Here is a 23,502-nt window from a genome sequence, read left to right on the forward strand (position 1 = left end):
CCTCCCCATTCGACGCTATGAACAATGCCGTCAAATGTCAACCAGATTGACAATTGACAGAACGGGCCCTAGCGTCGATCACGCGATCTCCTCCGCCGGGAGGAAAACATCAGGGGAGACGACATAATGCAGGACAAGCCGTTCGAGGCTTTGACCGTGGAGACGCTGGCGGGAAGGCTTGGCGAAATCGACATCCTGAAGAAGAAGGTAGGACCGGACGTTTCAGCCTGGAAGATTCGCGAGGTCGGCGACGGGAACCTCAATCTCGTCTTCATCGTGGAGGGGAGCAAAGGCTCCGTGGTCGTCAAGCAGGCGCTGCCCTATGTCCGCCTGGTCGGCGATAGCTGGCCATTGCCCCTGAAGCGTTCCTTCTTCGAATACAATGCCCTTGTCCGGCAGGAGAAGCGCGCGCCCGGCATGGTGCCGGCCATATACCATTTTGACGAAGGGCAGGCGCTCATCGTCATGGAATATCTTTCGCCGCACATTATCCTCCGCAAGGCACTGATACAGGGCCGGCAATTGCCGCGCATCGCCGAGGATCTCGGGCTCTTCATGGCGCGCACCCTGTTCCGTGGCTCGGACCTGCACATGGAGACCCGCGAGCGCAAGGCCGATGTTGCCCTCTTCGCCGACAATGTCGAGCTCTGCGACATCACGGAAAACCTCGTCTTCTCCGATCCGTATTTCGAAGCGCCGATGAACCGGCATACCTCGCCCCAGCTCGACGCGCTTGTCGGCGAGTTGCGGGCCGACCGCGACCTGAAGGTGGAGGCGCAGAAGCTCAAGCACCGCTTCGCCTCCTGTGCCGAGACCCTTGTCCATGGCGATCTGCATTCCGGCTCGGTCATGGTGACGGAGGAGGACACGCGCGTCATCGATCCGGAATTCGCCTTCTACGGCCCGATGGCCTTCGATGTCGGCATGCTTCTGGCCAATTACTGGATGGCCTTTTTTTCGCAGCGCGGCCACGAGACGCAAGACTCGCGTACTGACATGCGCTCCTATTTGCTCAAGGTCATCTCCGACACCTGGGAAATCTTCCGCAACGAGTTTGCCCTGCTGTGGCGGACGGAACGCACGGGCATCCTGTATCAGGCGAGCCTTTTCGAGGGCCGCGACGATCCCCTTGCTGCCGAGCAGGCGCTGAACCATGTAGTCCGTGAATTGTGGACGGACATGCTGGGTTTTGCCGGGGTGGAGATTCACCGGCGCATCCTTGGCCTCGCCCACAATGCCGATTTCGAGGAGATCGAGGATGCGGATCTGAGGGCGGCCTGCGAGGCGCGAGCGCTGAAGCTCGGCCGGCATCTCGCCGTCAACCGCCATCGCATCCAATCGCTCGACGAGATCAATCGGCTCSCCSCCMYGCTCGACGAAGGGAAGCTGTCGTGAAGGTCGGAGACCGCCACTACCGCACCATCTGGCTCAATGACGATGGCTGGTCGGTCGACATTATCGACCAGCGCTGGCTGCCGCACGAGTTCCGCATAGAGAATCTGCGCAAGGTGGATGCGGTCGCCACCGCCATCAGGGATATGTGGGTGCGCGGCGCGCCGCTGATCGGCGTCACGGCAGCCTATGGCATGGCGCTGCAGATGCGCGAGGACCCTTCCGATGCGGCTCTGGACGCCACCTGGGAGAAGCTGCATGCCACGCGGCCGACCGCGATCAACCTGCGCTGGGCGCTGGACGAGATGCGCAGGCTCCTGCACCGGCTTCCCGAGGAAGAAAGAGCGGAGGCCGCCTACCGGCGCGCCGCAGAGATCGCCGACGAGGACGTGGAACTGAACCGCAGCATCGGCAAGCACGGCCTGACGCTCATCCGGCAGATCGCCGCCAGCAAGAAGCCCGGCGAACCGGTCAACATCCTCACCCATTGCAATGCCGGCTGGCTCGCCACCGTCGACTACGGCACGGCGACGGCACCCATCTATCTGGCGACGGAGGGGGACATTCCCGTCCATGTCTATGTAGATGAGACGCGGCCGCGCAACCAGGGCGCCCAACTCACCGCCTGGGAGATGGCCGGCCACGGCGTGCCGCATACGCTGATCGTCGACAATGCAGGAGGGCATCTCATGCAGCGCGGCGAGGTCGACTTGGTCATCGTAGGCACCGACCGCACCACCGCCAACGGCGACGTCTGCAACAAGATCGGCACCTATCTGAAGGCGCTTGCCGCGCGCGACAACGGCATACCCTTCTATGTCGCCCTGCCGTCGCCGACCATCGACTGGACGGTGGCCGACGGGCTGAAGGAGATCCCTATCGAGGAGCGCAATGGTGACGAGGTGTCGCTCGTCTGGGGCCGCACGGCGGAAGGCGAGGTTACGCAGGTGCGCATCTCGCCCGAGGCGACCGGGGCGGCCAACCCCGCATTTGACGTGACGCCGGCTCGGCTCGTCACAGGCCTCATTACCGAACGTGGCATCGCCGAAGCCTCGGTGGAAGGGCTGAAGGCGCTTTTCCCCGAGCGCGCCGGTCATGGAGGCAAGGCAGGTTTGGGCAAAACGTCTCGGTAGCACACGTCGCCGCCGTCGATCCGTTGGCGCGACAGTTGAAAGGCCGCTTGCCAAATTCACCAAACCGGTCACAAATCGCCACGTCATGCGGGCGGTTCCATATAGCGCATTCACCAGGAAAATCTGGTTGGCGTCGGCATTCGTCGCGGTCTCCCGCGGCGAGGCAATGGCGCATGCGTCGGAGCGTGGCCATGTGCTCCTGCTTCCGACACATTACTATGTTGCCGGCGGGGCGCTTGCCGTGTCGCTGAGCTTTCTCGTGCTGGCCTTCCTGTCGCCGAGGCCGCTGGAGGAAATGGCGCGCAAGCGCCTGCTCCTGCTTGCGCTTCCGTCAACGGGGCGGACGCTGGCCAGCCTCCTGTCCTTCGCGGTCTTCGCCTGCCTCGTGGCGGCAGGCTTCCTCGGCAGCCGCGATCCGCTCTCCAATCCGCTGCCGCTGGCCGTCTGGACCCTGCTCTGGGTCGGCCTGACGCTCGCGCAAGGGATCTTTGGCAATCTGTGGGCAAGGATCAACCCCTGGTACGGGCCGTGGCGCGTCGTCATGGCCCTGACCGGACGCGGTGAAGCGGGCGAGCCTTTCCGATTGCCCAAGGCATGGGGCTATTGGCCGGCGGTCATGCTCCTCTTCGCCTTTGCCTGGTTTGAGCTCGTCTATCTGGCGCCGGACGATCCGGCGCGCCTCGCAGCCGCCTGCCTGGCCTATTGGCTGTTCAGCTTCGCCGGAATGCTGCTTTTCGGCTACGAGGATTGGGCGCGCCGGGTGGAGTTCCTCTCGACCTTCTTTTCCATGATTGCCCGTCTTTCCCCCTTCGAAGCGAAGGAGGAAGACGCGTGCAGGCAACTCGCGCTGCGACTGCCGGGAGCCAAGGCCGTCGACTCCGATCCCCTGCCGCCGAGCGGGGTCGCCTTTCTTCTGCTGGCGCTAAGCTCTGTCTCCTTCGACGGTTTCATGCGCACATTCACATGGCTCGGCCTGATCGGCATCAACCCGCTTGATTTTCCCGGCCGTTCGGCCGTCATCCTGCCGAACAGCCTCGGGCTCGCCGCCATGTTTGCCGCGCTGGTCGCGGTATTCCTCATCGCCGTTGCCCTGGGTGACAGGATGGCGGCGCGCCCTGCCGGTCTCGGCCAGTCAGCCGGCCTTCTCGTCTGGTCGATCGTGCCGATCTCCATGGCCTATCACTTCTCCCATTATCTGACGGCGCTGCTCGTCAACGGCCAATACGCGCTGGCCGCCCTTTCCGATCCCCTGTCGAAGGGCTGGAACCTCTTCGGAACGGCCGGCTTTCATGTCCAGGCGGGCGTCGCGCTCGGCGCGCAATCGGCCTGGATGATATGGAATGCCCAGGTCGCCGCAATCATCGGCGGCCACATGCTCGCGGTCGTCATCGCCCATGTCATCGCCTATCGCATCCATGGTTCGCAGCGGGATGCGGCGACAAGCCAGATCCCTCTGGCGGCCCTCATGGTAGGCTATACGGTCTTCGGGCTTTGGCTGCTTTCGTCGCCGACGGCAGGATGACGGGATGCACTCCCGCCTTCCCTTGCGGCATGGCATATTGCCAGCCCGCAGGATTGGTGATTTAGTTTGTACACAAGTGATTTTCGATGCCACAAAGACGGTATGTCGGACTGTCCGGAACAGTCTGCCGCCGCGATCAAAGGGGAACAGGCATGACTGAAATCCGCACCGACAAAGCCGTCAAAAGTTCAGGCCTTACCCGCCGCACCGCGCTGAAGGGCCTCGGCGCCGCGGCCGGCCTGATGATGGGACCGGGCTTTGTTCGTTACTCCCAAGCGCAATCGGCCGAACCGATCCGCATCGGCTTCCAGTGTCACCGCACCGGCATCGGCGCTGCCTATGGCCGGTGGTATGAGCGCACCACCAACGCGGCGGTGAAACTCATCAACGAGGCCGGAGGCATCAACGGGCGTCCGCTCGAGATCGTCGTCGAGGACGACGGTACCGATCCGAAGCGCGGCGCCGAGGTGGTCGAGAAATTCGCCAACCAGCACAAGGTCGATCTCGTCTATGGCACGCTCTTTTCACATGTGGTGACGGGTTCGGCACCTGCCGCCGGCGAGTTGAAGATACCCTATTACGTTGTCAGCGAGGGCTATCACGTCGCTTCCGGCAAGCTGAACCGCTACTGCATTCAGCCCGGCATCACCGACGTGAAGGCGCAGGTGCGCTCCGTGGCGCCGTGGATCGCGAGCAATATCGGCAAGAAGGTCACGCTGGTCTTCCCCGACTATGCCTTCGGCCACGACCATCGCGACTTCTTCGGCCCCGCCTTCCAGGAACAGGGCGGCGAGGTGGTCGCCATGCTGCCGATCCCGCCGACGGAAACCTCCTTCACCCGCTATTTCCCGCAGATCCCCCCCGATACGGACGCCATCTACCACGTCATGGTCGGTCCGGCCGTGCTGACCTTCGTCAAGGAAATGGGCGAGTTCTTCGGCTCGCAGGGACCGGCACTGTTCGGCTTCATCGATTCGCTCGAGGCCGTCGATCTCGCCAGCCCGGGCCTGGAATTCCTTGAAGGCAGCCATTTCTGGGAAGGCTCGCCGCGCTATCTGCAGCCGGACGCTTCCGAAGCGCAGAAATTCTACCGCGACGCCGTCGGCATCGACGAGAACGGCGCCAGCGTGAACGATCCAAAGGATGTCTCCACTGCCGCCCATATGTTCGGTTGCTGGGAGACGCTCTATGTCATCAAGGCCGCGATGGAGGCTGCGGATTACAAGGGCCCGGAAGATCGCGCCAAGCTGATCGAAGCCACCGAGGCGATGACCGAATTCGCCGAGGGCAAGGAGCACCCGCAAGGCGACAAGACCTTCAACGGCAAGATCCACCAGTGCTTCGGCCACCAGAACATCTCCCTGGTGGAGAACATGAAGCTCAAGGTCGTGCACCGCACCTCCATTGAGGACGGCATATACGAGCCCGAGGCCGACTACATGACAATGCCGCTGTGATGGGCGCGCGACATTACCCTCCCCCTTTTGGGGAGGGTCGGCGCGTAACGCGCCGGGGCGGGGGTGCGATATGAAGCAATACAGCCGTTTTTACCCCCACCCGCGTCCCCTTCGACAAACTCGGGGCCGCGACCTCCCCACAAGGGGGAGGTGAAGGTACGGCATGGCATTCGGACCTTACCTCCTCCTGGCGACCCTCGAAGGTCTGGTCATGGCGGCGGTGCTGGCCCTGACAGCGCTCGGCCTGTCTCTCGTCTTCGGCGTCATGCGCGTGGTCAATGTCGCTCACGGCGAATTCTTCATGCTCGGCGCGGTGCTTGCCTGGTGGGTGTCGAGCCTTGTCAGCGGAAATCCGGCAATCGGTTTCCTCCTCGCCCTGATCGTCAGCCCGCTGATTGTCGGCGCGGTGGCGCTCGTCTCGGAGCGGCTCGTGCTGCGCCGGCTCGATTACAAGCCGGAGGCCACGATCGTCGCAACCATCGGCCTGCTCTACATCATCCAGCAGCTTGTGCTCACCTTCTACGGCCCCGAGGCACGGCCGGTCGTCGCTCCCTTCGATTTCCGTATCCGGCTGCCGTGGTTCGGCTATTCTTCCTACAAGCTGGCGGTCATAGCCGCCTCCATCCTGCTCGTCCTTGCCACATGGTTCGTCCTGACCCGCACGAAAATCGGCCTCGTGATGCGCGCTACGCAATATGACGGCGAAATAGCGCAAGCCTTCGGCGTACCGGTCGATCGCGTCTATGCCGGCGTTTTCGCCCTCGGCGCGATGCTGGCGGCAGTGGCTGCCGTGCTCATCGTGCCGATCCAGCAGGCGCACTACCTGATGGGGCTCGACCCGCTGCTTCTGTCCTTCATCGTGGTCATCATCGGCGGTCTGGGATCGCTGCGCGGGACCGTTGTCGCCGCCGTGCTCATTGGCCTTTCCGACGGCATCATCTCCGTCTTCTTCTCGCCGACGCTCGCCAAGATCATCGCCACGTCCTTCGTTGCGCTGGTGCTTGTCTTCCGGCCCCAGGGCCTTTTCGGAGCCGAAACGAGATGACGGGCAGGGCTCCTTCCGGCAGAGTCTTCGCCCTGCACGCGGCCGTCATCCTCGGCCTGCTGATCCTGAACTTCGTCCTGCCGGAATATCACCGGGGCGTATTCTCGCGCGTCCTGGTGCTTGCCGCCTTTGCCATGGGCTACAACATCCTCTTTGGCTATACTGGCCTGCTCAGCCTTGGCCATGCGATGTTCTTCGCAGCCGGTCTCTATGGTGCGGGGCTGCCGGTCTATCATCTCGACTGGAGCGTGGCGCCGGCCTTCATCGCCGGCATCGTCTCCGGTGCCGTGCTGGCGCTCGCCATCGGCTTCCTGGCGCTCAGGACCACAGGCGTCGCCTTCATGATCGTGACCCTGATGTTCGCCCAGGTCTTCTACCTGATCACCCTCTTTTTCACGACCTATACGCGCGGCGAGGAAGGCCTTGTGATCAGGCAGGACCTGCGGCACTTGCGCATGGGCGATCTCGACCTGGCGCTGACCGATCCCTCCCTTCGCTACCTGATCGCGCTTGTTCTGTTCTCCGCGGTGCTGATTGTCACGCTTTTCATCGTGCGCTCGCCCTTCGGCCGCTCGCTGGTCGCCATCCGCGAGAACGAGGAGCGCATGCGCATGCTGGGTTACAACGTCTTTACAAACAAGCTTGCGGCGGTGGTCCTATCGGGCGCCTTCTGCGCCGCCTCGGGCGCCGCCTATGCGCTGCTGTTCGGCTATGTCGGCTCCGGCTTCGCCTCGATCCAGTATTCGATCCTGCCGCTGCTGTGGGTGCTGCTGGGCGGCGCGGCGACGACGCTCGGGCCGCTGATCGGCACTCTCTTCATGTTCTACATCGTCGATTTCACCTCGGGCTTCATGCCTGCCTATCTGCTCGTGGTCGGCGCGGCGCTGATCCTGCTGATCCTGTTCTTCCCGAAGGGCATCCTGGGCAGCATCCGCGAAAGGTGGGCGCCATGGCTGCCGTGACGCCTCTCCTTTCCACGCGAGGCTTGAGACGTTCCTTCGGCGGGCTGAAGGCGGTGGATCACGTGGATTTCGACCTGCCGGCCGGCGAGATTCGCGCCATCATCGGCCCAAACGGGGCAGGCAAGACCACTTTCGTCAGCCTCATCTGCGGCAGAGTCCTGCCGAGTTCGGGAACGGTGACATTTGATGGCAAGGATATTTCCGGCCTGCAAGCGCATCAACGCGTCCGCGCCGGCATCGCCTACACGTTCCAGATCACCAGCGTCTTCGCGAACCTCACCGCCTTCGACAATGTCGCCCTTTCGGTCCAGCGGCGCCTGCTCGATGGCAAAGACAAGAGTGGAGCGCTCCACGATGGCGTCATGGACGCTTTGCAGAAAGTGGGGCTCACCGGCCACGCCAATGCCGTTGCCGGCAAGCTGGCCTATGGCCATCAGCGCCTTCTGGAGGTGGCCATGGGGCTGGCGCTCAAGCCGCGTCTTCTTATCCTCGACGAGCCGACGCAAGGCCTGTCGGACGGCGAGATCGCGAATTTCATAGCCCTCGTGCGCGATCTTTCGAAGGAAACCACCATTCTCCTGATCGAGCACAACATGCATGTCGTGATGGAACTTGCCGGACGCATCACCGTCATGGAGCAGGGGCGCATCCTGGCCGAAGGGACACCGGAGGCGATCCGCGCCGACGCTGATGTCCAGCGTGCCTATCTCGGAGCGTGACCCGATGACTGCCGCCCTGACGCTCGAAAATGTCGATTGCTTCTACGGCAATGTGCAGGTCCTGCGCGGCTTTTCGCTGGAGCTGATGCAGGGCGAGGTGCTGTGCCTGCTCGGCCGCAACGGCGCCGGCAAAACCACCGCACTCAAGGCAATCATGGGCCTCGTCCCGCCGCGCTCCGGGCGGATCATGCTCGGCGAGACCGACCTGACCAGATTGACCGCCCATCAGGTGCCGCAGGCAGGCGTCGCCTATGTGCCGCAGGGCCGCCGTCTCTTCGCCGAACTTACGGTGGCCGAAAACATCGAGATCGGCCTGATGACGCGCAAAAAGGGCAAAGCGACGCGCGAAAGCGTGCTCGATCTCTTTCCTGTCCTGCGCGAGCGGCTGAAGCAGCGTTCCGGCACGCTTTCGGGCGGCGAGCAGCAGATGCTCGCCATGGCCCGCGCGCTCTGCCTCGAGCCGCAGGTGCTTCTCCTCGACGAACCGACGGAAGGACTGATGCCGTCCATGATCGCGCGGATTCGCGAAACGGTCGCGGCACTGCGCGAACGCGGCGTCTCGACGATCCTCGTCGAGCAGCGGGTCGACGCGGTGTTGCCGGTGGCCGATCGCGTTGCTTTCATCGAGAACGGGCAGAACCGCGACACGCTCGATGTCGAGCGGCTACGAGCCGATCCCGATCTCGTGCACCGTTATGTGGGGGTGGGTTGAGCGCCCCTTTTCCTCTTCCCCTTGCGGGAAGGGTTGCGAATGAAACGAGCAGTGTGGGATAAGGCAAGAATCAACGCAACTCCACTCCCGCCTCACGCATTTTCTCCGTCATCGCTGCCATGGATCCGTTGAGGTCGATCCCTCGGCACGCATCCATGGCGATCGCCACGGCAAAGCCCTGCTTGACGGCATCGAGTGCCGAATAGGCGACGCAGAAATCCGTCGCCAGCCCGGCCAGCATCACCCTCCCGATCCCGCGCTCGCGCAGATATCCGGAAAGACCGGTCGGGGTCTTGTGATCGTTCTCGAAAAAGGCCGAATAGCTGTCGATCTCCTTGCGGAAGCCCTTGCGGATGACCAGTTCGGCCTTGGTCCATCGCAGGCCGGGATGGAAATCGGCACCCGGAGTGCCTTGTATGCAATGGTCCGGCCATAGCGTCTGCGGCCCATAGGGCATATCGGTCATCTCGAAAGCATTCTTGCCCGGATGGCTGGAGGCGAAGCTGGAATGCCCCGCCGGATGCCAGTCCTGTGTCAGCACGACATGCTCGAAACTCTCGATAAGGCTGTTGATGACCGGCACGACCTCGTTGCCATGTTCAACGGCCAGCGCGCCGCCCGGACAGAAATCGTTCTGCACGTCGATGACGATCAGCGCTTCCCCTGTCATTTCCCGTCTCCTGCTGGCGGCAAATATCTCCGGTGCAGGGTGGCCCGAAAAACTCCGCTTTGACAAGCCGTTCAGCGCTGATATCATTTGCATGCAAATGAATTGCCGGCTCCGGCAGCCAGGATACGCGCGGTGGCCCGTTACGCGAAACCCAGCTCGGTCGAGGAGGCGCTTCACCTTCTGAAGCAGGATTCCTGGCGCATTCTGGCCGGCGGCACCGACTTTTATCCCTCCCTTGGATCACGGCCGCTCCATGAAAACATTCTCGACATCAACGGCCTCGCGGAACTCCGTGGCACAAGCGAGACCGGGACGCATTTCGTCATCGGCGCGCGGACGTCCTGGACGGAGGTGATACGCCATCCGTTGCCGCCTGCCTTCGACGCTTTCAAGCTTGCGGCGCGCGAGGTCGGATCGATCCAGATTCAGAATGCGGGCACGGTCGCCGGCAATCTCTGCAATGCCTCGCCGGCTGCCGACGGCGTTCCGCCGCTGCTTGTCCTCGATGCGGAAGTCGAATTGCGCTCGGCCGAGGGCGCGCGGCTTGTCCCGTTGGGCAAATTCATCCTGGGCAACCGACGCACGGTCCGCCGGCCGGACGAGATCGTGACCGCCATGCATGTTCCGAAAAGGTCGGCTTCCGGAAGGTCCGCTTTTTTCAAGCTCGGGGCGCGCCGCTATCTCGTCATTTCGATTGCCATGGCTGCGGCGCGCGTGGATCTGAATGGCGATGGCAAGATAAAGCAGGCGGCGATTGCGGTCGGAGCCTGCTCGGCAGCCGCGCAGCGCCTGTCCGGTCTTGAGCGGATGCTGGAGGGCCTGCCGGCATCGTCTCTGGCTGATGCCGTCGGGCGCTACGAATTTGCCGAATTGTCGCCCATCGACGATGTGCGCGGCACCGCCGAATATCGCCGCGAGGCCGCAGGCGAGATCGTCCGGCGGGTTCTGGCCATGGCTGCGGAAGAAGGCGCAAGCCGGGAGATTGCTGCATGAGCCTCGACAAGGCGACGGTCTCTTTCGAGGTCAACGGCGCGCCCGTGAGCTTCACCGTCTCGCCCGTCGCTCGTCTCTCGACCGTGCTGCGCGACGAATTGCGGCTCACGGGAACCAAGGTTGGCTGCGACGCGGGCGACTGCGGCGCCTGCTCGGTCATCGTCGACGGCGAGGTGGTCTGCGCATGCCTGGTGCCGACGGCGAGCATTGCCGGGGCTTCCATACGCACGGTCGAGGGGCTTGCCAATGGCCGCATGTCGCCGCTGCAGGAATCCTTCCTGCGCCACGGCGCTGCCCAATGCGGCATCTGCACGCCGGGGCTGCTGGTGACCGCCACCGCGCTGCTCGAACGCAGCCCGCATCCCAGCGAGTCGGAGGTCGCCGACGCGCTGGGCGGGGTACTTTGCCGCTGCACCGGCTACCGCAAGATCGTCAAGGCGGTCATGGAGGCGTGGCGATTCGATCAAAAGGATATACCTCCTTCTCGCCTTTCGAGCTTTAGTCAGGGAGCCATCTCCCCATCAAGGGGGGAGATTGGTACTTCCAAACGCCGTGACAGCTCGGCTCCTGGTTTGGATAGCTGTCTCCTTGCCGCCGGAAAGGCCGTCGGCGCGTCGCCCATCCGGCTCGACGGCATGCCAAAAGTGCTTGGTACGGAGGTATTCGGTGCCGACGAGTGGCCCCCCGATACCCTGTCCGTTCTCGTCGTCCGCTCGCCCTACTGGCATGCCGATTTCTCCTTCGGCGATCTGGCCGCTTTCGTGGCGGAAAATCCGGGTATCGCCGCCGTCTTCACGGCGAAGGACATTCCCGGCCGAAACTGCTTCGGCGTCATCCCGCCCTTCGCCGACCAGCCGGCCTTGGCCGAAGGCAGGGCACGGTTCCGTGGCGAAGCCGTGGCGCTGATCGCCGGTGAGCGCGAGGCCATCGCCGATCTCGACCTCAACAGCTTCCCGATCACCTGGAAGGAGCTGCCCCATGTGCTGACGCCGGCCGAGGCGCGTGCTGCCGGTGCCCGTCCGATCCATCAAAGTCGCCCGGACAATGTGCTGACCGCAGGCTTCGTCGAATCCGGCGAACCGGAAAGGGCTCTTGCCGATGCCGCCGTAACCGTCTCGGGGACCATCGAGACTGCTTATGTCGAGCATGCCTATATCGAGCCGGAAGCCGGCCATGCCTTCATGGACGGCGACACGCTGGTCATAAAGGCCTGCACGCAGGCGCCTTACATGGACCGCGACGACACCGCCGCCGTGCTCGGCCTTGCGCCGGAGAAGGTGCGCATCGTGCCGACGGCGACGGGCGGTGGCTTCGGCTCCAAGCTCGATGTGTCGTTGCAGCCGCTCATCGGCCTCGTGGCGCTGAAAACCGGTCGGCCGGCAGCACTTGCCTATACCCGCTCCGATTCCATGAGCTCGACCACCAAGCGCCACCCGGCTTCCATGTGGGCCACTATCGGCGCTGATCGCGAGGGGCGCGTCACCGGCATGATCTTCGAGGGCGACTTCAACACGGGCGCTTATGCGAGCTGGGGACCGACGGTCGCCAACCGCGTTCCCGTCCACGCCTCGGGGCCGTACCGGACGCCCAATTACCGCGCCACGGGCCGCGCGATCCATACCAACGGGCCTGTCTCGGGCGCCTTTCGCGGTTTTGGCGTGCCACAAGCCACGATCATGCAGGAGACGCTTTACGATGCGCTGGCGGAAAAGCTCCGCATGGACCGGCTGGAGCTGCGCATCCAGAACGCGCTGCGCGATGGCGATCGCACCACCTGTGGCCAGCTTCTGGAAAGCGGCGTTGGCATCGGCGCGTGTCTTGAGGCCCTGAGGCCGCACTGGCGCCGCGCGCTCGCCGATGCAGAAAGTTTCAACGCCGGCAACGGAAATACCCGGCGCGGCGTTGGCGTCGCGTCGTGCTGGTATGGCTGCGGCAATACCTCGCTGCCCAATCCCTCGACCATCAAGCTCGGCATTTCGGCTGCGGGCGAGCTTGTCCTGCATCAGGGCGCGGTCGATATAGGTCAGGGCTCGAATACCGTCATCGCGCAGATCGCCGCCGATGCCGTTGGCCTGCCGCTCGATGCCCTCCGCCTTGTCGGCGGCGACACAGGCATCACGCCGGACGCCGGCAAGACCTCGGCCTCGCGCCAGACCTATGTCACCGGCAAGGCCGCCGAGAAGGCCGGCCGCGCCTTGCGCGAGGCGATATTGCGCTTCGCCAATGTTTCCGCCCATGCCGAATTGTCGCTCGAGCAGGGGGCACTTGTGATCCGCGAGGGCGAAGCGGTGCGGCGCATCGATCTTTCCGCTGTCGAGGCGGATGCGGAAGGCTTCGTCTTCCGTTCCGAGGAGACCTACGATCCGCCGACGCAGGCGCTCGACGAGAAGGGCCAGGGCAAGCCCTACGCGGTCTACGGCTATGGCGCGCAGCTTGTCGAACTGGATGTCGACCTTAGGCTCGGAACGGTGAAGCTGGTCAAGATCACGGCAGCGCATGACGTTGGCCGGGCGATCAATCCCATGCTCGCCGAAGGCCAGATCGAGGGCGGCATAGCGCAGGGCATTGGCCTGGCCCTGATGGAGGAATATGTCCCCGGCCGCACGGAGAACCTGCACGATTACCTTATCCCGACCATGGGCGACGTGCCGCCGATCGAGACAATCCTGATAGAAGTTCCCGATCCGGAAGGACCCTTCGGCGCCAAGGGGCTGGGGGAACATGTGCTGATCCCGACCGCGCCGGCCATCCTCAATGCGATCCGCGACGCGACTGGCGTTCTGGTCACGAAGCTGCCAGCCACGCCGAGCCGCATCCGCGCGGCTATCAGGGAGGCCGCGAGATGATCGGAGTCATCCCGGCCAAGGAAGCGAAGCGACCGCGAGCCGGGACCCATTTCGGAACGCGGAAAAGGCTCGGAATGGATCCCGGACAGCCGCCTCGCAAGCGCGGGACGCTTCCGGGATGACTGCGACGGGAAGCACGGCGCCATGAACGAGTTGTCCGAACGTTTCGATACCCACGATCCGGGCGAAAGGCAGGTCGCCGAGAAGCTTCGCTGCGACGCCTGCCCGGTCATGTGCTATATCGCCGAGGGCCGCACCGGCGCCTGCGACCGCTACGGCAATTTCGGCGGACGTATCACGCGCTGCGATCCGGTGAGGGTCCTCGAACATAGCGCGGAGGAAGCGGCCGCGGTCGTGCCCTTCATGGCCGAGGGTAAGCCGTGGGACGGCAGACTGGTCAACACCAGGCGGCGTTTCGTCAGCGCCATCGGCGCCGGCACGACCTATCCCGACTACAAGCCCGCGCCCTTCATCGTCTCCCAGGAAGTGGAGGGCGTCGATCTCGTCACCGTGGTGACCGAAGGCATCTTCTCCTATTGCGGGGTGAAGGTGAAGATCGACACCGACCGGCACCTTGGCGACGAGACAGCCATCGTGCGCGCCGAAGGCGAGGCGGTCGGCCATGTCACGACCGGCGAATACGGTTCGCAGATGCTGTCGCTCGGCGGCGTTTCCCATCTGACTGGCGGCTCGAAGTCCGAAGGGCGCGTGACCTGCAAGACCCTGCTCGATCTGTGCAACCGGCAAGCGGTCGAGCTCACGATCGATGGCGGCGCGTCGGTCGTGGTCCAGGCCGGCGCGGCGCCCGTCATCGACGGCAAGCAGGAACATCGCATGCGCGTCGGTTGTGGTTCGGCCACCATCGGCATGTTCGCCACCCAATGGCGGGGACTGGTTGACGAGGTTGTCGTGGTGGACGACCACATCACCGGCGTCGTGTCTGAACATCAGGCCGGCAAGGTGCTCGGCTGGGAGGATACGGGCATCAAGATCCTTGGCCGGCGCTCGACCCCCGGCCGCTATTTCAAGGTCTCCGAACCCGGCCTCGGCTGGGGCGGCACGACCATATCCGATCCGCTTGAAATCCTTGGCGAATGGAACCCAAAGAAGGGTGCGCGTCCCGGCCTGTCGCTGCTCATGGTCTCCACCACGGGCGAGCAATTCGCCTATTACGAACTCGATGACGAACTGAAACCCGTCCGGAAGCCCTTTCCCGACCGGTTGCGGAAATCCGTCGATCTCATCGAGGACAATTGCGAACCGGCACTGTGCACCGTACTCTTCATGGCCGGTGCCGGCGGGTCGCTGCGCGCCGGCGTAACCGAGAATCCGGTCAATCTGACGCGTTCTGTCCATGGGCTGAAGACCTATGTCACCTGCGGCGGCGCTCCGGTCTATATCTGGCCGGGCGGTGGCATCACTCTGATGGTGGACGTGACGCGCCTGCCGGAAAACGCTTTCGGCTACGTGCCGACGCCGGCGCTGGTAGCGCCCATCGAGTTCACCATGCGCCGGGATGACTATCTTGCCCTTGGCGGCTATGTGGATGAAATCCGCAGCCTCGATGACGTGCTCGCCAGGGGCGGCGAATATTTTAACGAGCGACGGATCGCCGGCTCTCCCCCCGGCAACCCCTGGCCACCGCTGGCGCAGCTTCGCCGGGAGAGTGGCCGGTGAATGGTCCGCAGATCGCATGGCTCCCTGATCGGCGTCGGCTCCATATGAACCACGGGCCGATCGACCTGATTGTCGAGGCATTCGGTCCAGAGGGCGAGCGCCGACACGCCTGCAGGCAGGCGGCGGCGCGTTTCCGGACGATCCTCGACGAACTGGTTTCAGAACTGAGCGAACTGCGCCGTCCGGTCCATGCGGCGGCTCGAAGCTTCAGCGGATCGACCGCGCAACGCATGGAGCGTGCGGCTCTTCGGCATTTCCCGGCATTCGTCACGCCCATGGCGGCCGTGGCGGGCGCGGTCGCGGACGAGGTGCTCGCGGCCATGGTCGAGGGACGTTCGCTCGAGAAGGCTTATGTGAATGACGGCGGCGATATCGCGCTTTTTCTTGGCTGCGGCCAGGCCATGAATGCTGCGATCGCCGGCACCGGCCACGGATTTGCCGATCGCATCACCATCCATGCGGAGGACGCCGTTCGCGGCATCGCCACCAGCGGCTGGCGCGGGCGCAGCCATTCGCTCGGCATTGCTGATGCGGTCACCGTGCTGGCGGCGGATGGGGCCTGCGCCGACGTGGCGGCGACCTTGATCGCCAATGCCGTCGATCTGCCGGGCCATCCGGCCGTCGGGCGCGTGCCTGCCAATCGCATCGATCCGGATAGCGACCTTGGCGAGCTGCTGGTGACGGAGAATGTCGGTCCGCTTTCGCCGCAGGATATAGAAACGGCTCTCGATGCCGGGCTCGTGGTTGCGGAAGATTTCCGCCGCCGGGGCCTGATAGAAGGCGCGGCGCTGTTCCTTGGCGGTGAAAGCCGGACATGTGGTGCTGGCCACCTCGTCATCATGCCTGACGTTCGGATTGGGCAGCCGGCATTTTTAGAGAATCTGGAGGATATTGCCCATGCCTGAATTTCCTATCCGCAAGATCGTGGTGACGATCGAGGAGATCTTCCACGAGGGCGGGCCCGCGCCGGAGACGCCGCGGCGTCGCGCGGCGGCTATGGCGCTCGTCAAGAATCCCTTTGCAGAGCGCTATGTGGAGGAGCTTCAGGGCGCGATGGATGACCTGAAGCCGCTCGGCCTGATGCTTACGGATCGGCTGATCGAAGCGCTGGGCGGCGATATGGGTCCCATCGACGGCTACGGCAAGGGGGCTATTGTCGGCACGGCCGGCGAGCTGGAGCACGGCGCGCTCTGGCATGTGCCCGGCGGCTATGCCATGCGCGAAAGGCTTGGCGAAGCCAAGGCGATCGTGCCTTCGGCCAAGAAGGTTGGTGCTTTCGGGTCGCGGCTCGACGTGCCGCTCGGCCATATCAATGCCGCCTATGTGCGCAGCCATTTCGACGCCATGGAAGTCGGCATCGCCGACGGGCCGCGGCCGGATGAAATCCTGTTCTGCCTAGCCATGACCTGCGGCCCGCGCATTCATGCCCGGATGGGCGGTCTTGCGGCGGAAGATGTTAAAGGCGAGGACGGGCTCAGATGAGCAAGTCCGATGCCAGGTTGAAGCTGGTCGAGACGGTGACGGACTCCGCCGAGGGGTATCGCCTGCAGGAGCAGGTCGGCTTCATATTGCGCAAGGCGAATCAGCGCCACCTGGCGATATTCGCCGCTCATATTTCCGATCTCACTCCCCCGCAATTCGCCGCGCTCGCCAAGCTGCACGAAACGGGTGAAACCTCGCAGAATCATCTCGGCCAGTTGATCGCGACCGATGCGGCGACCATCAAGGGCGTGATCGATCGCCTCAAGGCGCGCGGCCTGGTTGCGCTTTCGGAACATAAGGAGGATCGCCGCCGGCTAGTCGTCAGCCTAACGGATCAGGGACGTGCGACGATCGAGGCGCTTTTGCCTCTGGCGCACGCCATTACCGAGGAAACCCTTGCGCCGCTGACCCCGCGCGAAGCCGATACCTTCCTCCGCCTGCTGGCTAAGCTGGCAGAAGGGTAGAGGCACCGCAAGCCGCAGGGAAAGACAGCTGCGCGTCTTGTTCGTCACTGCGCGACCAATCCTGCCGGTGTCCGAACGAACGCCGGAGCCATAGCGCAGGGCCGGGATCGCGCCACGTATTTTAGCATTCGGAAGGCACGGCCCTCGCGCCCCGCTTCCCGACTGCCCTCATTCTCTCAATGGCCAGACCGGCAACGGGGGGGGGGCGTGGCAACGGGGAGGCATGTACCTCGGCTCACCCTCCCCCTTGCGGGGAGGGTCGGCGAGCAATCGGGAGCAGAGCGAAGGATTGCGAGACGGGGTGGGAGTAATCGAAGCTTGTAGGCAACAATCATAGAACGGAAAGGACGACGACAGGAAGGGCGCAGCCCGCAGCGGATGCGCACAGGGCCCGCGGGCAACCGGACGACTCAGGCGGCCTGCTTCTTCGGCGTGATCAGACCGCGCGCCAGCAGAAGCTCGGCGATCTGCACCGTATTGAGTGCTGCGCCCTTGCGCAGATTGTCGGAGACGACCCACATATTGAGGCCGTTCTCGATGGTCGGGTCCTCGCGGATACGGCTGATATAGGTCGCGTCTTCGCCGGCGGACTCATAGGGCGTCACGTAACCGCCGTCCTCGCGCTTATCGACGACGAGACAACCCGGCGCCTCACGCAGGATCTCACGCGCTTCGTCGGCCGTGATCGGCTTCTCGAACTCGATATTGACGGCTTCGGAATGGCCGATGAAGACCGGCACGCGCACGGCGGTCGCCGTCAGCTTGATCCTGGGGTCGAGCATCTTCTTGGTCTCGGCCACCATCTTCCACTCTTCCTTGGTCGAGCCGTCCTCCATGAAGATGTCGATATGCGGAATGACGTTGAAGGCGATACGCTTGGTGAACTTCCTGGTCGAGATCGGATCGGCGACGAAGACGGCGCGCGTCTGCTCAAAGAGCTCGTCCATGCCCTCCTTGCCGGCGCCCGAGACCGACTGGTAGGTCGCCACCACCACCCGCCTGATCGTTGCGACATCGTGCAACGGCTTCAACGCCACGACGAGCTGCGCCGTCGAGCAGTTCGGATTGGCGATGATATTCTTCTTGGAGAAGCCGGTGATTGCATCGGGATTCACCTCAGGCACGATCAGCGGCACCTCGGCGTCGTAACGCCACGCCGAGGAATTGTCGATGACGACGCAGCCCTGCCTGCCGATGCGCGGCGAGTGCTCCTTGGAGACATTGCCGCCAGCCGACATCAGACAGATATCCGTGTCGGAGAAATCGTAATTGTCGAGCGCCTTCACCTTCAGCGTACGGTCGCCATAGGAGACCTCCGTGCCGACGGAGCGGCGCGAGGCGAGCGGCACGACCTCGTCGGCGGGAAAGCCCCGCTCCTCGAGAATGTTAAGCATTTCCCGCCCGACATTTCCGGTGGCACCGGCGACGGCTATCTTGAAACCCATATTGGTCTACTCCTGTCCCTCTCCGATGGTCTCTGGAAGCGCCCGCCGGCCTTGCGGGCCTCTCCCCCGGCCGAAGCTCGGGAGAGTGCGAGCGGGCCAAGGAAATCAGACCGTTTTACCGGTCGTTTTCGTGCTCGTTTTGGCCGTGGTCCGGACGGATTGCGCACGCGTGCCGGCGACCCGGCCCGCGCCGGTGATGTCGGTTGCGAAAAGTGCCAGAAGAAGGCCGCGCATGAAGGGAATTGCTCCGTTTCCGGCGTCCTTTTACGCTGAATCGGCTCGAAGTCAATCATGGCCGTGACAGGAGCCTCGCCTAAACGTGACTTGACCGGACGATCCGCCGCCTTAGGCTTGCCTGCACAGGCCGGATGATGGAGGATCGCATGACGACAAGCCTTCGCTCCAATTCGAGACTGATGATCGCCGCGGCCGCGCTCGCCTGCATGGCGGCCCTGCCGGCGCTGGCCCATCATGGCTGGGCCTGGACCGAGGACGGCTTTTTCGAGCTGACCGGCACGATAACTGCGATCTCCTACAGCAATCCGCATCCCACCCTGGACGTCGATGCCGAAGGCGAGGTCTGGCGCATCGATCTCGCTACCCTGCGCGCCACGGCCAATGCCGGCTTCATGGAGGATACGGCCAAGGTGGGCGACGAGGTGACGGCAATAGGCCATCGCTCGCGCGATCGTTCCGAGCGGCGCATGAAGGCGGTGCGCATCGTCGTCGGCGGCACTACCTACGACGTCTATCCAAGCCGCGTGCCCCCGAGTTGAGGCCCACAGCCGGTCGCGGATGGAACTGCTCATCGCGCTCGAACAGCTTCCGCCCATATCGCGGCTCAAGAGCTCCTTCTTTGCCTATCCGCTCGTCAACGCTGTGCATGTGGCCTCGATCGGGGCGCTGCTGACGACCGTGGTTCTGATGGATCTGAGGATCCTCGGTGCTTTCCCCGCTCTCGACCGGGCCGCCTTCATCCGCCTCATGCGCCGCTTCGCGGTCGCGGCTTTCATCGGCGTATTGCTGACCGGCCTGCCGATGTTTGCCATCCGCGCCACGGAATATGCCTTCAATCCGGCCTTTCAGTTCAAGATGGGCCTGCTCCTTCTGGCCGGGCTGAATCTTCTGGCGATGCGCCTATTCGCCAGCGAGAACGGCCTGCCAGCAAAAACCGCCGGCGCCCGGACGATCGCTGCAATCTCGCTTGTGATCTGGCCGGCCATCCTCCTTTGCGGACGCTTCATCGGCTTTCTCTGAAAAGCCCGGAACAACGGCGGACGGCCAGGGTTTCCTCCTTGAGGAGATGGTCAGTGGCCGAAGAACCGAAGCAAAGGACATTTGAAGGCAAGGATGCGCGGCAGGGCGAGATCATCCTGCGCACGCCGATGAGGCGGGCGATCTTCATCGCCGGCCTCGCCGGTTTCGTCATTCTGGTCCTGCTTCTGGGCCTGTTCTGAGCGATCAGGCCGAAAGGGCGCGGAATTTCTCCACGATGGCGTCGCCCATCTGGCTGGTGACGACCTCCTTCATGCCTTCCGACATGATGTCCTTCGTCCTCAGCCCGTCCTCGAGGACTGCCGCGATCGCAGCTTCAAGCCGATCGGCCTCCGCCACCATGTTGAAGGAATAGCGCAGGCACATGGCGAAGGAGGCGATCATGGCGATCGGATTGGCGATGCCCTGGCCGGCGATATCCGGCGCTGAGCCGTGCACCGGCTCGTAGAGTGCCTTGCGCGTGCGCGTTTTCGGGTCTGGCGCGCCAAGCGAAGCCGAGGGCAACATGCCCAGCGACCCGGTGAGCATTGCCGCCACGTCCGACAGCATGTCGCCGAACAGATTGTCGGTGACGATGACGTCAAACTGCTTGGGCCAGCGCACGAGCTGCATGCCGCCGGCATCGGCCAGCATATGCTCGAGCTCCACGTCGGAATATTTCGCCTTGTGCACCTGCTCCACCACCTCGCGCCAGAGAACGCCCGTCTTCATGACGTTGCGTTTCTCCATGGAGGTGACCTTGTTGCGCCGCGTGCGCGCCAGCTCGAAGGCCACGCCGGCGATGCGCTCGATCTCGAAAGTGTCGTAGACCTGCGTGTCGATGCCGCGCTTCTGGCCGTTGCCGAGATCGATGATCTCCTTCGGTTCACCGAAATAGACGCCGCCGGTCAGCTCGCGGAGGATCAGGATGTCAAGCCCTTCCACGAAGTCCTGCTTGAGCGAGGAGGAAGCCGCCAGCGCCGGATAGCAGATCGCCGGGCGCAGATTGGCGAAAAGCTCCATTTCCTTGCGCAGCCGCAGGAGGCCGGCCTCGGGCCGTACCTCATAGGGCACACCGTCCCATTTCGGGCCGCCGACGGCGCCGAAGAGCACGGCATCGGCGGCCAGCGCGCGTTTCATGTCGTCCTCGGAAATCGCGGCACCATGGGCATCGTAGGCTGAACCACCCACCAGTCCTTCTTCTACTTCGAAGCCGGTGCCCAGTTCCGCATTCATCATTTGGATGAGCTTGCGGACCTCGGCCATCGTCTCGGGGCCGATGCCGTCACCGGGAAGAAGGAGAAGCTTGCGCACTGCCATGACCTTGCCTTTCGTCAAACGGAAAACCGGCGTCTTGCTAAACGCCACAATGACGATGTGCAAGCGGCAAACCCGAATGTCGATTGGTCCTAAGCCATGGCCTCGGTCTCGCGGCGCAGCCTGAGCGCAGGGGTTTCGGGAAGCGGCCCGATGTCGTCCAGCGTCAGGATAGAGCCGGCCGCCACCGGCCGCACCAGGTCTATCCCATGCGCCAGCCCGATCGGCAACGCCCTTGCGGTGACTGACCTGCCCGCCGGAACCAGCTTGCCCCAGACCGTATAGCCACCCTCGCCGTCGAGCCGGTCGCCCGGCCGCAGATCGCGCTTGGCGACCGCAACCGCATCGCCCCGAAAGACGCGGGATTGCCCGGTCGGCTCGCCGCGCAGCGCCGCCGAGAGAACCGAGATGCCGAGTTCCAGCCCGATGAGATGGAAGGGCTTGTACATGGCCGCATAACGGCCGGTGGCATCGACCGGCAGGCCGTATTGGCGGAAGCAGGCGGCGGCATAGTCGTTGGGCGCCTCCAGCACGACATAAACGCCCCAGCGCAGGTCACGGAACACGGGGCGGCTGTCACGCTCCAGCGAGGAGACGACTTCGACCATGCCCTCGCCTTCGAGCCGACCGCCGACGCTGCGCGGCCGCAGCACATGGGCAAGATCGTCCACACCGCAGGGAGGGAAGGAAAGGCCGTCCTCCGGCACGGCAAGCTCACAGGCATTGGCGATCGCGGCCATCTCGATGGCCGACTTGGTGCCGTCGAGGAAGGAATTGAACATCTGGCTGTTCATGCCGGCGGCCTTCGCCGCCTCCGGCGTCAGTCCGTAATGGGTCCAGACATTGTCCGGGGTCACCTGATGGTAGGAAGGCAGATATTTGGTTCCCTTGCCGGCTGCTTGAACCCGAAAACCCGTTGCCCGCGCCCAATCGACCATTTCCGCAATCAGCGCCGGCTGGTCACCATAGGCCATGGAATAGACCACGCCGGCGCCGCGGGCGCGTCGGCTGAGCGCCGGCCCGGCCAGCACGTCGGCCTCGACATTGACCATGACGACATGTTTGCCGTTCTCGATGGCAGCGAGCGCGTGGACGACGCCTGCGGCCGGCGAGCCGGTGGCGTCAATCACCACGTCCACATCGTCGGAAGCGCAAAGCGGCCTGCCGTCATCGATGAAGCGCGTCGCCGTGATGCGGTCCTCTTTCCAGCCAACGGCGCGGCAGGCCTGTTTGGCCCGGTCGGGAGACAGGTCAGCGATCAGCGTCACTTCGAGGCCGGGCGTGCTTGGTATCTGCGACAGGAACATGGAGCCGAACTTGCCGGCTCCAATGAGTCCGGCGCGCACCGGACGGCCTTCCGTGGCTCTGGCCTGCAGCAGGGTGTGAAGGTTCATCTCTTCTGCCTCAGCGCCGTCACCTCGATCTCGATCTTCATCTCCGGCTCGTTGAGCCCGCAGACGATCATCGTCGCGGCGGGCCTGATCTCCCCGAAAGTCTCGCCGAGGATCGGAAAGACCGTCGCCACGTAAGCACGATCGGTGACATAGTAATGCGCGCGCACGACATCGGCGAGCGAGAAGCCGGCCTCCTCAAGTGCTGCCGCGATGGTCTTCAGGCAGTTGCGCGTCTGCTCCTCGACGCTTTCCGGCATGATCATGCTGGCATAGTCATAGCCCGTCGTTCCGGAAACGAAACACCAGTCTCCCTGAACGACCGCGCGCGAATAGCCCGCCGTCTTCTCGAAGGGCGATCCGGTCGAGATCAGCCGGCGCATGGCCGGGAACTCACACCCAGGGACGCGTTTCGGCGTATTTGTTCTCGAAGCTGGCGATTTCCGGCGCCTTCTCCAGCGTCAGGCCGATATCGTCGAGCCCGTTGAGCAGGCAATGGCGCTTGAAGGCGTCGATCTCGAAACTGACGACGCCGCCATCCGGTCCATGGATTTCCTGTGCCTCCAGATCGATGGTCAGCGTGGCATTGGCGCCGCGCTCGGCGTCATCCATCAGCTTTTCCAGGTCCTCCGGGCTGACCTTGATCGGCAGGATGCCGTTCTTGAAGCAGTTATTGTAGAAAATGTCCGCGAAGCTGGTGGAGATGACGCAGCGGATGCCGAAATCGAGTAGCGCCCAGGGAGCGTGCTCGCGCGACGAGCCGCAGCCGAAATTGTCGCCGGCCACAAGCACCTTGGCATTGCGGTAAGCGGGCTTGTTCAGCACGAAATCGGGATTTTCCGAACCGTCCTCGAGATAGCGCATCTCGGCGAAAAGTCCCTTGCCGAGACCAGTGCGCTTGATCGTCTTCAGGTAATCCTTGGGGATGATCATGTCGGTGTCGACATTGACGATCGGCAGCGGCGCGGCGACGCCCGTCAGTGTGGTGAACTTTTCCATTTCGATCGGCCTATCAGGTTCA

Annotated in this window: 24 protein-coding genes; 17 read left to right on the top strand and 7 right to left on the bottom strand. The window is 63.8% G+C overall.

From position 1 onward, the window contains the following. Positions 1-126 precede the first annotated feature (126 nt). The 8 genes from mtnK (at position 127) to L598_RS08395 (ending at position 8,942) form a co-directional block, all read left to right on the top strand. Complete coding sequence (gene mtnK / locus L598_RS08360; RefSeq protein ID WP_144861520.1) at positions 127-1,395, top strand: S-methyl-5-thioribose kinase; 1,269 nt, start codon at positions 127-129, stop codon at positions 1,393-1,395. Further along, entirely contained in the window at positions 1,392-2,525 is a 1,134-nt protein-coding gene (mtnA, locus tag L598_RS08365; RefSeq protein ID WP_144861521.1) for an S-methyl-5-thioribose-1-phosphate isomerase, read from the top strand. The genes mtnK and mtnA overlap by 4 nt, the downstream gene beginning before the upstream one ends. Before the next feature lie 166 nt (positions 2,526-2,691). After that, the gene (locus L598_RS08370; protein WP_246658683.1) at positions 2,692-4,047 is read left to right on the top strand and encodes a hypothetical protein; all 1,356 of its coding nucleotides are present in this window, start codon (positions 2,692-2,694) and stop codon (positions 4,045-4,047) included. Positions 4,048-4,199: 152 nt separating this feature from the next. Beyond that, positions 4,200-5,504 carry an ABC transporter substrate-binding protein gene (locus L598_RS08375; protein ID WP_144861523.1) on the top strand — a complete coding sequence of 435 codons (1,305 nt, stop codon included), beginning with the start codon at positions 4,200-4,202 and terminating at the stop codon, positions 5,502-5,504. Between the two features lie 163 nt (positions 5,505-5,667). Further along, complete coding sequence (locus L598_RS08380; RefSeq protein WP_144861524.1) at positions 5,668-6,549, top strand: branched-chain amino acid ABC transporter permease; 882 nt, start codon at positions 5,668-5,670, stop codon at positions 6,547-6,549. Further along, positions 6,546-7,511: a branched-chain amino acid ABC transporter permease gene (locus L598_RS08385; RefSeq protein ID WP_144861525.1), complete on the top strand. Its 966-nt coding sequence runs from the start codon at positions 6,546-6,548 to the stop codon at positions 7,509-7,511. Before L598_RS08380 ends, L598_RS08385 begins: the two co-directional genes overlap by 4 nt. After that, positions 7,508-8,230 carry an ABC transporter ATP-binding protein gene (locus L598_RS08390; RefSeq protein ID WP_186444966.1) on the top strand — a complete coding sequence of 241 codons (723 nt, stop codon included), beginning with the start codon at positions 7,508-7,510 and terminating at the stop codon, positions 8,228-8,230. Before L598_RS08385 ends, L598_RS08390 begins: the two co-directional genes overlap by 4 nt. Before the next feature lie 4 nt (positions 8,231-8,234). Continuing rightward, positions 8,235-8,942, top strand: a complete 708-nt coding sequence (locus L598_RS08395) for an ABC transporter ATP-binding protein (protein ID WP_144861527.1) — start codon at positions 8,235-8,237, stop codon at positions 8,940-8,942. 70 nt (positions 8,943-9,012) lie between these two features. Here the strand turns inward: L598_RS08395 and pncA are convergent, their stop codons facing one another. Further along, positions 9,013-9,612: a bifunctional nicotinamidase/pyrazinamidase gene (gene pncA / locus L598_RS08400; protein WP_144861528.1), complete on the bottom strand. Its 600-nt coding sequence runs from the start codon at positions 9,610-9,612 to the stop codon at positions 9,013-9,015. A gap of 132 nt (positions 9,613-9,744) precedes the next feature. Between pncA and L598_RS08405 the strand changes: the two genes are divergently transcribed. From L598_RS08405 to L598_RS08430, 6 genes are all read left to right on the top strand, one after another. Continuing rightward, positions 9,745-10,605 (top strand): xanthine dehydrogenase family protein subunit M, encoded by an 861-nt coding sequence (locus tag L598_RS08405; protein ID WP_144861529.1) that lies wholly within the window; start codon positions 9,745-9,747, stop codon positions 10,603-10,605. Next, positions 10,602-13,451 (top strand): molybdopterin-dependent oxidoreductase, encoded by a 2,850-nt coding sequence (locus L598_RS08410; RefSeq protein ID WP_144861530.1) that lies wholly within the window; start codon positions 10,602-10,604, stop codon positions 13,449-13,451. The genes L598_RS08405 and L598_RS08410 overlap by 4 nt, the downstream gene beginning before the upstream one ends. A gap of 144 nt (positions 13,452-13,595) precedes the next feature. Next, positions 13,596-15,128, top strand: a complete 1,533-nt coding sequence (locus L598_RS08415) for a 6-hydroxynicotinate reductase (RefSeq protein ID WP_144861531.1) — start codon at positions 13,596-13,598, stop codon at positions 15,126-15,128. Then, positions 15,125-16,033, top strand: coding sequence for a UPF0280 family protein (locus tag L598_RS08420; RefSeq protein ID WP_144861532.1), 909 nt, complete (start codon positions 15,125-15,127; stop codon positions 16,031-16,033). The genes L598_RS08415 and L598_RS08420 overlap by 4 nt, the downstream gene beginning before the upstream one ends. Further along, the gene (locus tag L598_RS08425; RefSeq protein WP_144861533.1) at positions 16,026-16,610 is read left to right on the top strand and encodes an amino acid synthesis family protein; all 585 of its coding nucleotides are present in this window, start codon (positions 16,026-16,028) and stop codon (positions 16,608-16,610) included. Before L598_RS08420 ends, L598_RS08425 begins: the two co-directional genes overlap by 8 nt. After that, positions 16,607-17,074, top strand: a complete 468-nt coding sequence (locus tag L598_RS08430; protein WP_144861534.1) for a MarR family transcriptional regulator — start codon at positions 16,607-16,609, stop codon at positions 17,072-17,074. The genes L598_RS08425 and L598_RS08430 overlap by 4 nt, the downstream gene beginning before the upstream one ends. Positions 17,075-17,484: 410 nt before the next feature. Here the strand turns inward: L598_RS08430 and L598_RS08435 are convergent, their stop codons facing one another. Both L598_RS08435 and L598_RS21910 read right to left on the bottom strand, forming a co-directional pair. Then, positions 17,485-18,519, bottom strand: a complete 1,035-nt coding sequence (locus L598_RS08435; RefSeq protein WP_144861535.1) for an aspartate-semialdehyde dehydrogenase — start codon at positions 18,517-18,519, stop codon at positions 17,485-17,487. A gap of 105 nt (positions 18,520-18,624) precedes the next feature. Next, entirely contained in the window at positions 18,625-18,753 is a 129-nt protein-coding gene (locus L598_RS21910; protein WP_281407379.1) for a hypothetical protein, read from the bottom strand. Positions 18,754-18,935: 182 nt separating this feature from the next. Between L598_RS21910 and L598_RS08440 the strand changes: the two genes are divergently transcribed. From L598_RS08440 to L598_RS08450, 3 genes are read left to right on the top strand one after another with little or no spacing between them, the layout of a single operon-like run. After that, positions 18,936-19,295, top strand: coding sequence for a DUF6152 family protein (locus L598_RS08440; protein ID WP_186444967.1), 360 nt, complete (start codon positions 18,936-18,938; stop codon positions 19,293-19,295). A 19-nt stretch (positions 19,296-19,314) separates the two neighbouring features. Further along, positions 19,315-19,776, top strand: coding sequence for a hypothetical protein (locus L598_RS08445; protein ID WP_144861537.1), 462 nt, complete (start codon positions 19,315-19,317; stop codon positions 19,774-19,776). Between the two features lie 53 nt (positions 19,777-19,829). Continuing rightward, positions 19,830-19,976, top strand: coding sequence for a peptide ABC transporter permease (locus tag L598_RS08450; RefSeq protein WP_144861538.1), 147 nt, complete (start codon positions 19,830-19,832; stop codon positions 19,974-19,976). A 4-nt stretch (positions 19,977-19,980) separates the two neighbouring features. Here L598_RS08450 and leuB read toward each other — a convergent pair whose 3' ends face one another. The 4 genes from leuB to leuD all read right to left on the bottom strand — a co-directional run bounded on the left by leuB (position 19,981) and on the right by leuD (position 23,480). Continuing rightward, positions 19,981-21,093, bottom strand: a complete 1,113-nt coding sequence (leuB, locus tag L598_RS08455) for a 3-isopropylmalate dehydrogenase (protein WP_144861539.1) — start codon at positions 21,091-21,093, stop codon at positions 19,981-19,983. A gap of 89 nt (positions 21,094-21,182) precedes the next feature. Next, positions 21,183-22,484, bottom strand: a complete 1,302-nt coding sequence (locus tag L598_RS08460; protein WP_144861540.1) for a Gfo/Idh/MocA family oxidoreductase — start codon at positions 22,482-22,484, stop codon at positions 21,183-21,185. After that, positions 22,481-22,864, bottom strand: coding sequence for a RidA family protein (locus L598_RS08465; protein WP_144861541.1), 384 nt, complete (start codon positions 22,862-22,864; stop codon positions 22,481-22,483). The genes L598_RS08460 and L598_RS08465 overlap by 4 nt, the downstream gene beginning before the upstream one ends. Positions 22,865-22,874: 10 nt before the next feature. Then, the gene (leuD, locus tag L598_RS08470) at positions 22,875-23,480 is read right to left on the bottom strand and encodes a 3-isopropylmalate dehydratase small subunit (protein WP_144861542.1); all 606 of its coding nucleotides are present in this window, start codon (positions 23,478-23,480) and stop codon (positions 22,875-22,877) included. Positions 23,481-23,502: the final 22 nt, after the last annotated feature.

The organism is Mesorhizobium sp. J18, assembly GCF_007829525.1.
In the GTDB taxonomy this organism is placed as follows: Bacteria; Pseudomonadota; Alphaproteobacteria; order Rhizobiales; family Rhizobiaceae; genus VLJP01.

What these genes read in the sequence shown, in the direction of transcription:
- leuD (WP_144861542.1), bottom strand. Translation starts at nt 23,480, where the DNA reads ATGGAAAAGTTCACCACACTGACGGGCGTCGCCGCGCCGCTGCCGATC.
- L598_RS08430 (WP_144861534.1), top strand. Translation starts at nt 16,607, where the DNA reads ATGAGCAAGTCCGATGCCAGGTTGAAGCTGGTCGAGACGGTGACGGAC.
- L598_RS08445 (WP_144861537.1), top strand. Translation starts at nt 19,315, where the DNA reads ATGGAACTGCTCATCGCGCTCGAACAGCTTCCGCCCATATCGCGGCTC.
- pncA (WP_144861528.1), bottom strand. Translation starts at nt 9,612, where the DNA reads ATGACAGGGGAAGCGCTGATCGTCATCGACGTGCAGAACGATTTCTGT.
- L598_RS08440 (WP_186444967.1), top strand. Translation starts at nt 18,936, where the DNA reads ATGATCGCCGCGGCCGCGCTCGCCTGCATGGCGGCCCTGCCGGCGCTG.
- L598_RS08380 (WP_144861524.1), top strand. Translation starts at nt 5,668, where the DNA reads ATGGCATTCGGACCTTACCTCCTCCTGGCGACCCTCGAAGGTCTGGTC.
- L598_RS08375 (WP_144861523.1), top strand. Translation starts at nt 4,200, where the DNA reads ATGACTGAAATCCGCACCGACAAAGCCGTCAAAAGTTCAGGCCTTACC.
- L598_RS08415 (WP_144861531.1), top strand. Translation starts at nt 13,596, where the DNA reads ATGAACGAGTTGTCCGAACGTTTCGATACCCACGATCCGGGCGAAAGG.
- L598_RS08460 (WP_144861540.1), bottom strand. Translation starts at nt 22,484, where the DNA reads ATGAACCTTCACACCCTGCTGCAGGCCAGAGCCACGGAAGGCCGTCCG.
- L598_RS08435 (WP_144861535.1), bottom strand. Translation starts at nt 18,519, where the DNA reads ATGGGTTTCAAGATAGCCGTCGCCGGTGCCACCGGAAATGTCGGGCGG.
- L598_RS08395 (WP_144861527.1), top strand. Translation starts at nt 8,235, where the DNA reads ATGACTGCCGCCCTGACGCTCGAAAATGTCGATTGCTTCTACGGCAAT.
- L598_RS08410 (WP_144861530.1), top strand. Translation starts at nt 10,602, where the DNA reads ATGAGCCTCGACAAGGCGACGGTCTCTTTCGAGGTCAACGGCGCGCCC.
- L598_RS08370 (WP_246658683.1), top strand. Translation starts at nt 2,692, where the DNA reads ATGGCGCATGCGTCGGAGCGTGGCCATGTGCTCCTGCTTCCGACACAT.
- leuB (WP_144861539.1), bottom strand. Translation starts at nt 21,093, where the DNA reads ATGGCAGTGCGCAAGCTTCTCCTTCTTCCCGGTGACGGCATCGGCCCC.
- L598_RS08425 (WP_144861533.1), top strand. Translation starts at nt 16,026, where the DNA reads ATGCCTGAATTTCCTATCCGCAAGATCGTGGTGACGATCGAGGAGATC.
- L598_RS21910 (WP_281407379.1), bottom strand. Translation starts at nt 18,753, where the DNA reads ATGCGCGGCCTTCTTCTGGCACTTTTCGCAACCGACATCACCGGCGCG.
- L598_RS08465 (WP_144861541.1), bottom strand. Translation starts at nt 22,864, where the DNA reads ATGCGCCGGCTGATCTCGACCGGATCGCCCTTCGAGAAGACGGCGGGC.
- L598_RS08385 (WP_144861525.1), top strand. Translation starts at nt 6,546, where the DNA reads ATGACGGGCAGGGCTCCTTCCGGCAGAGTCTTCGCCCTGCACGCGGCC.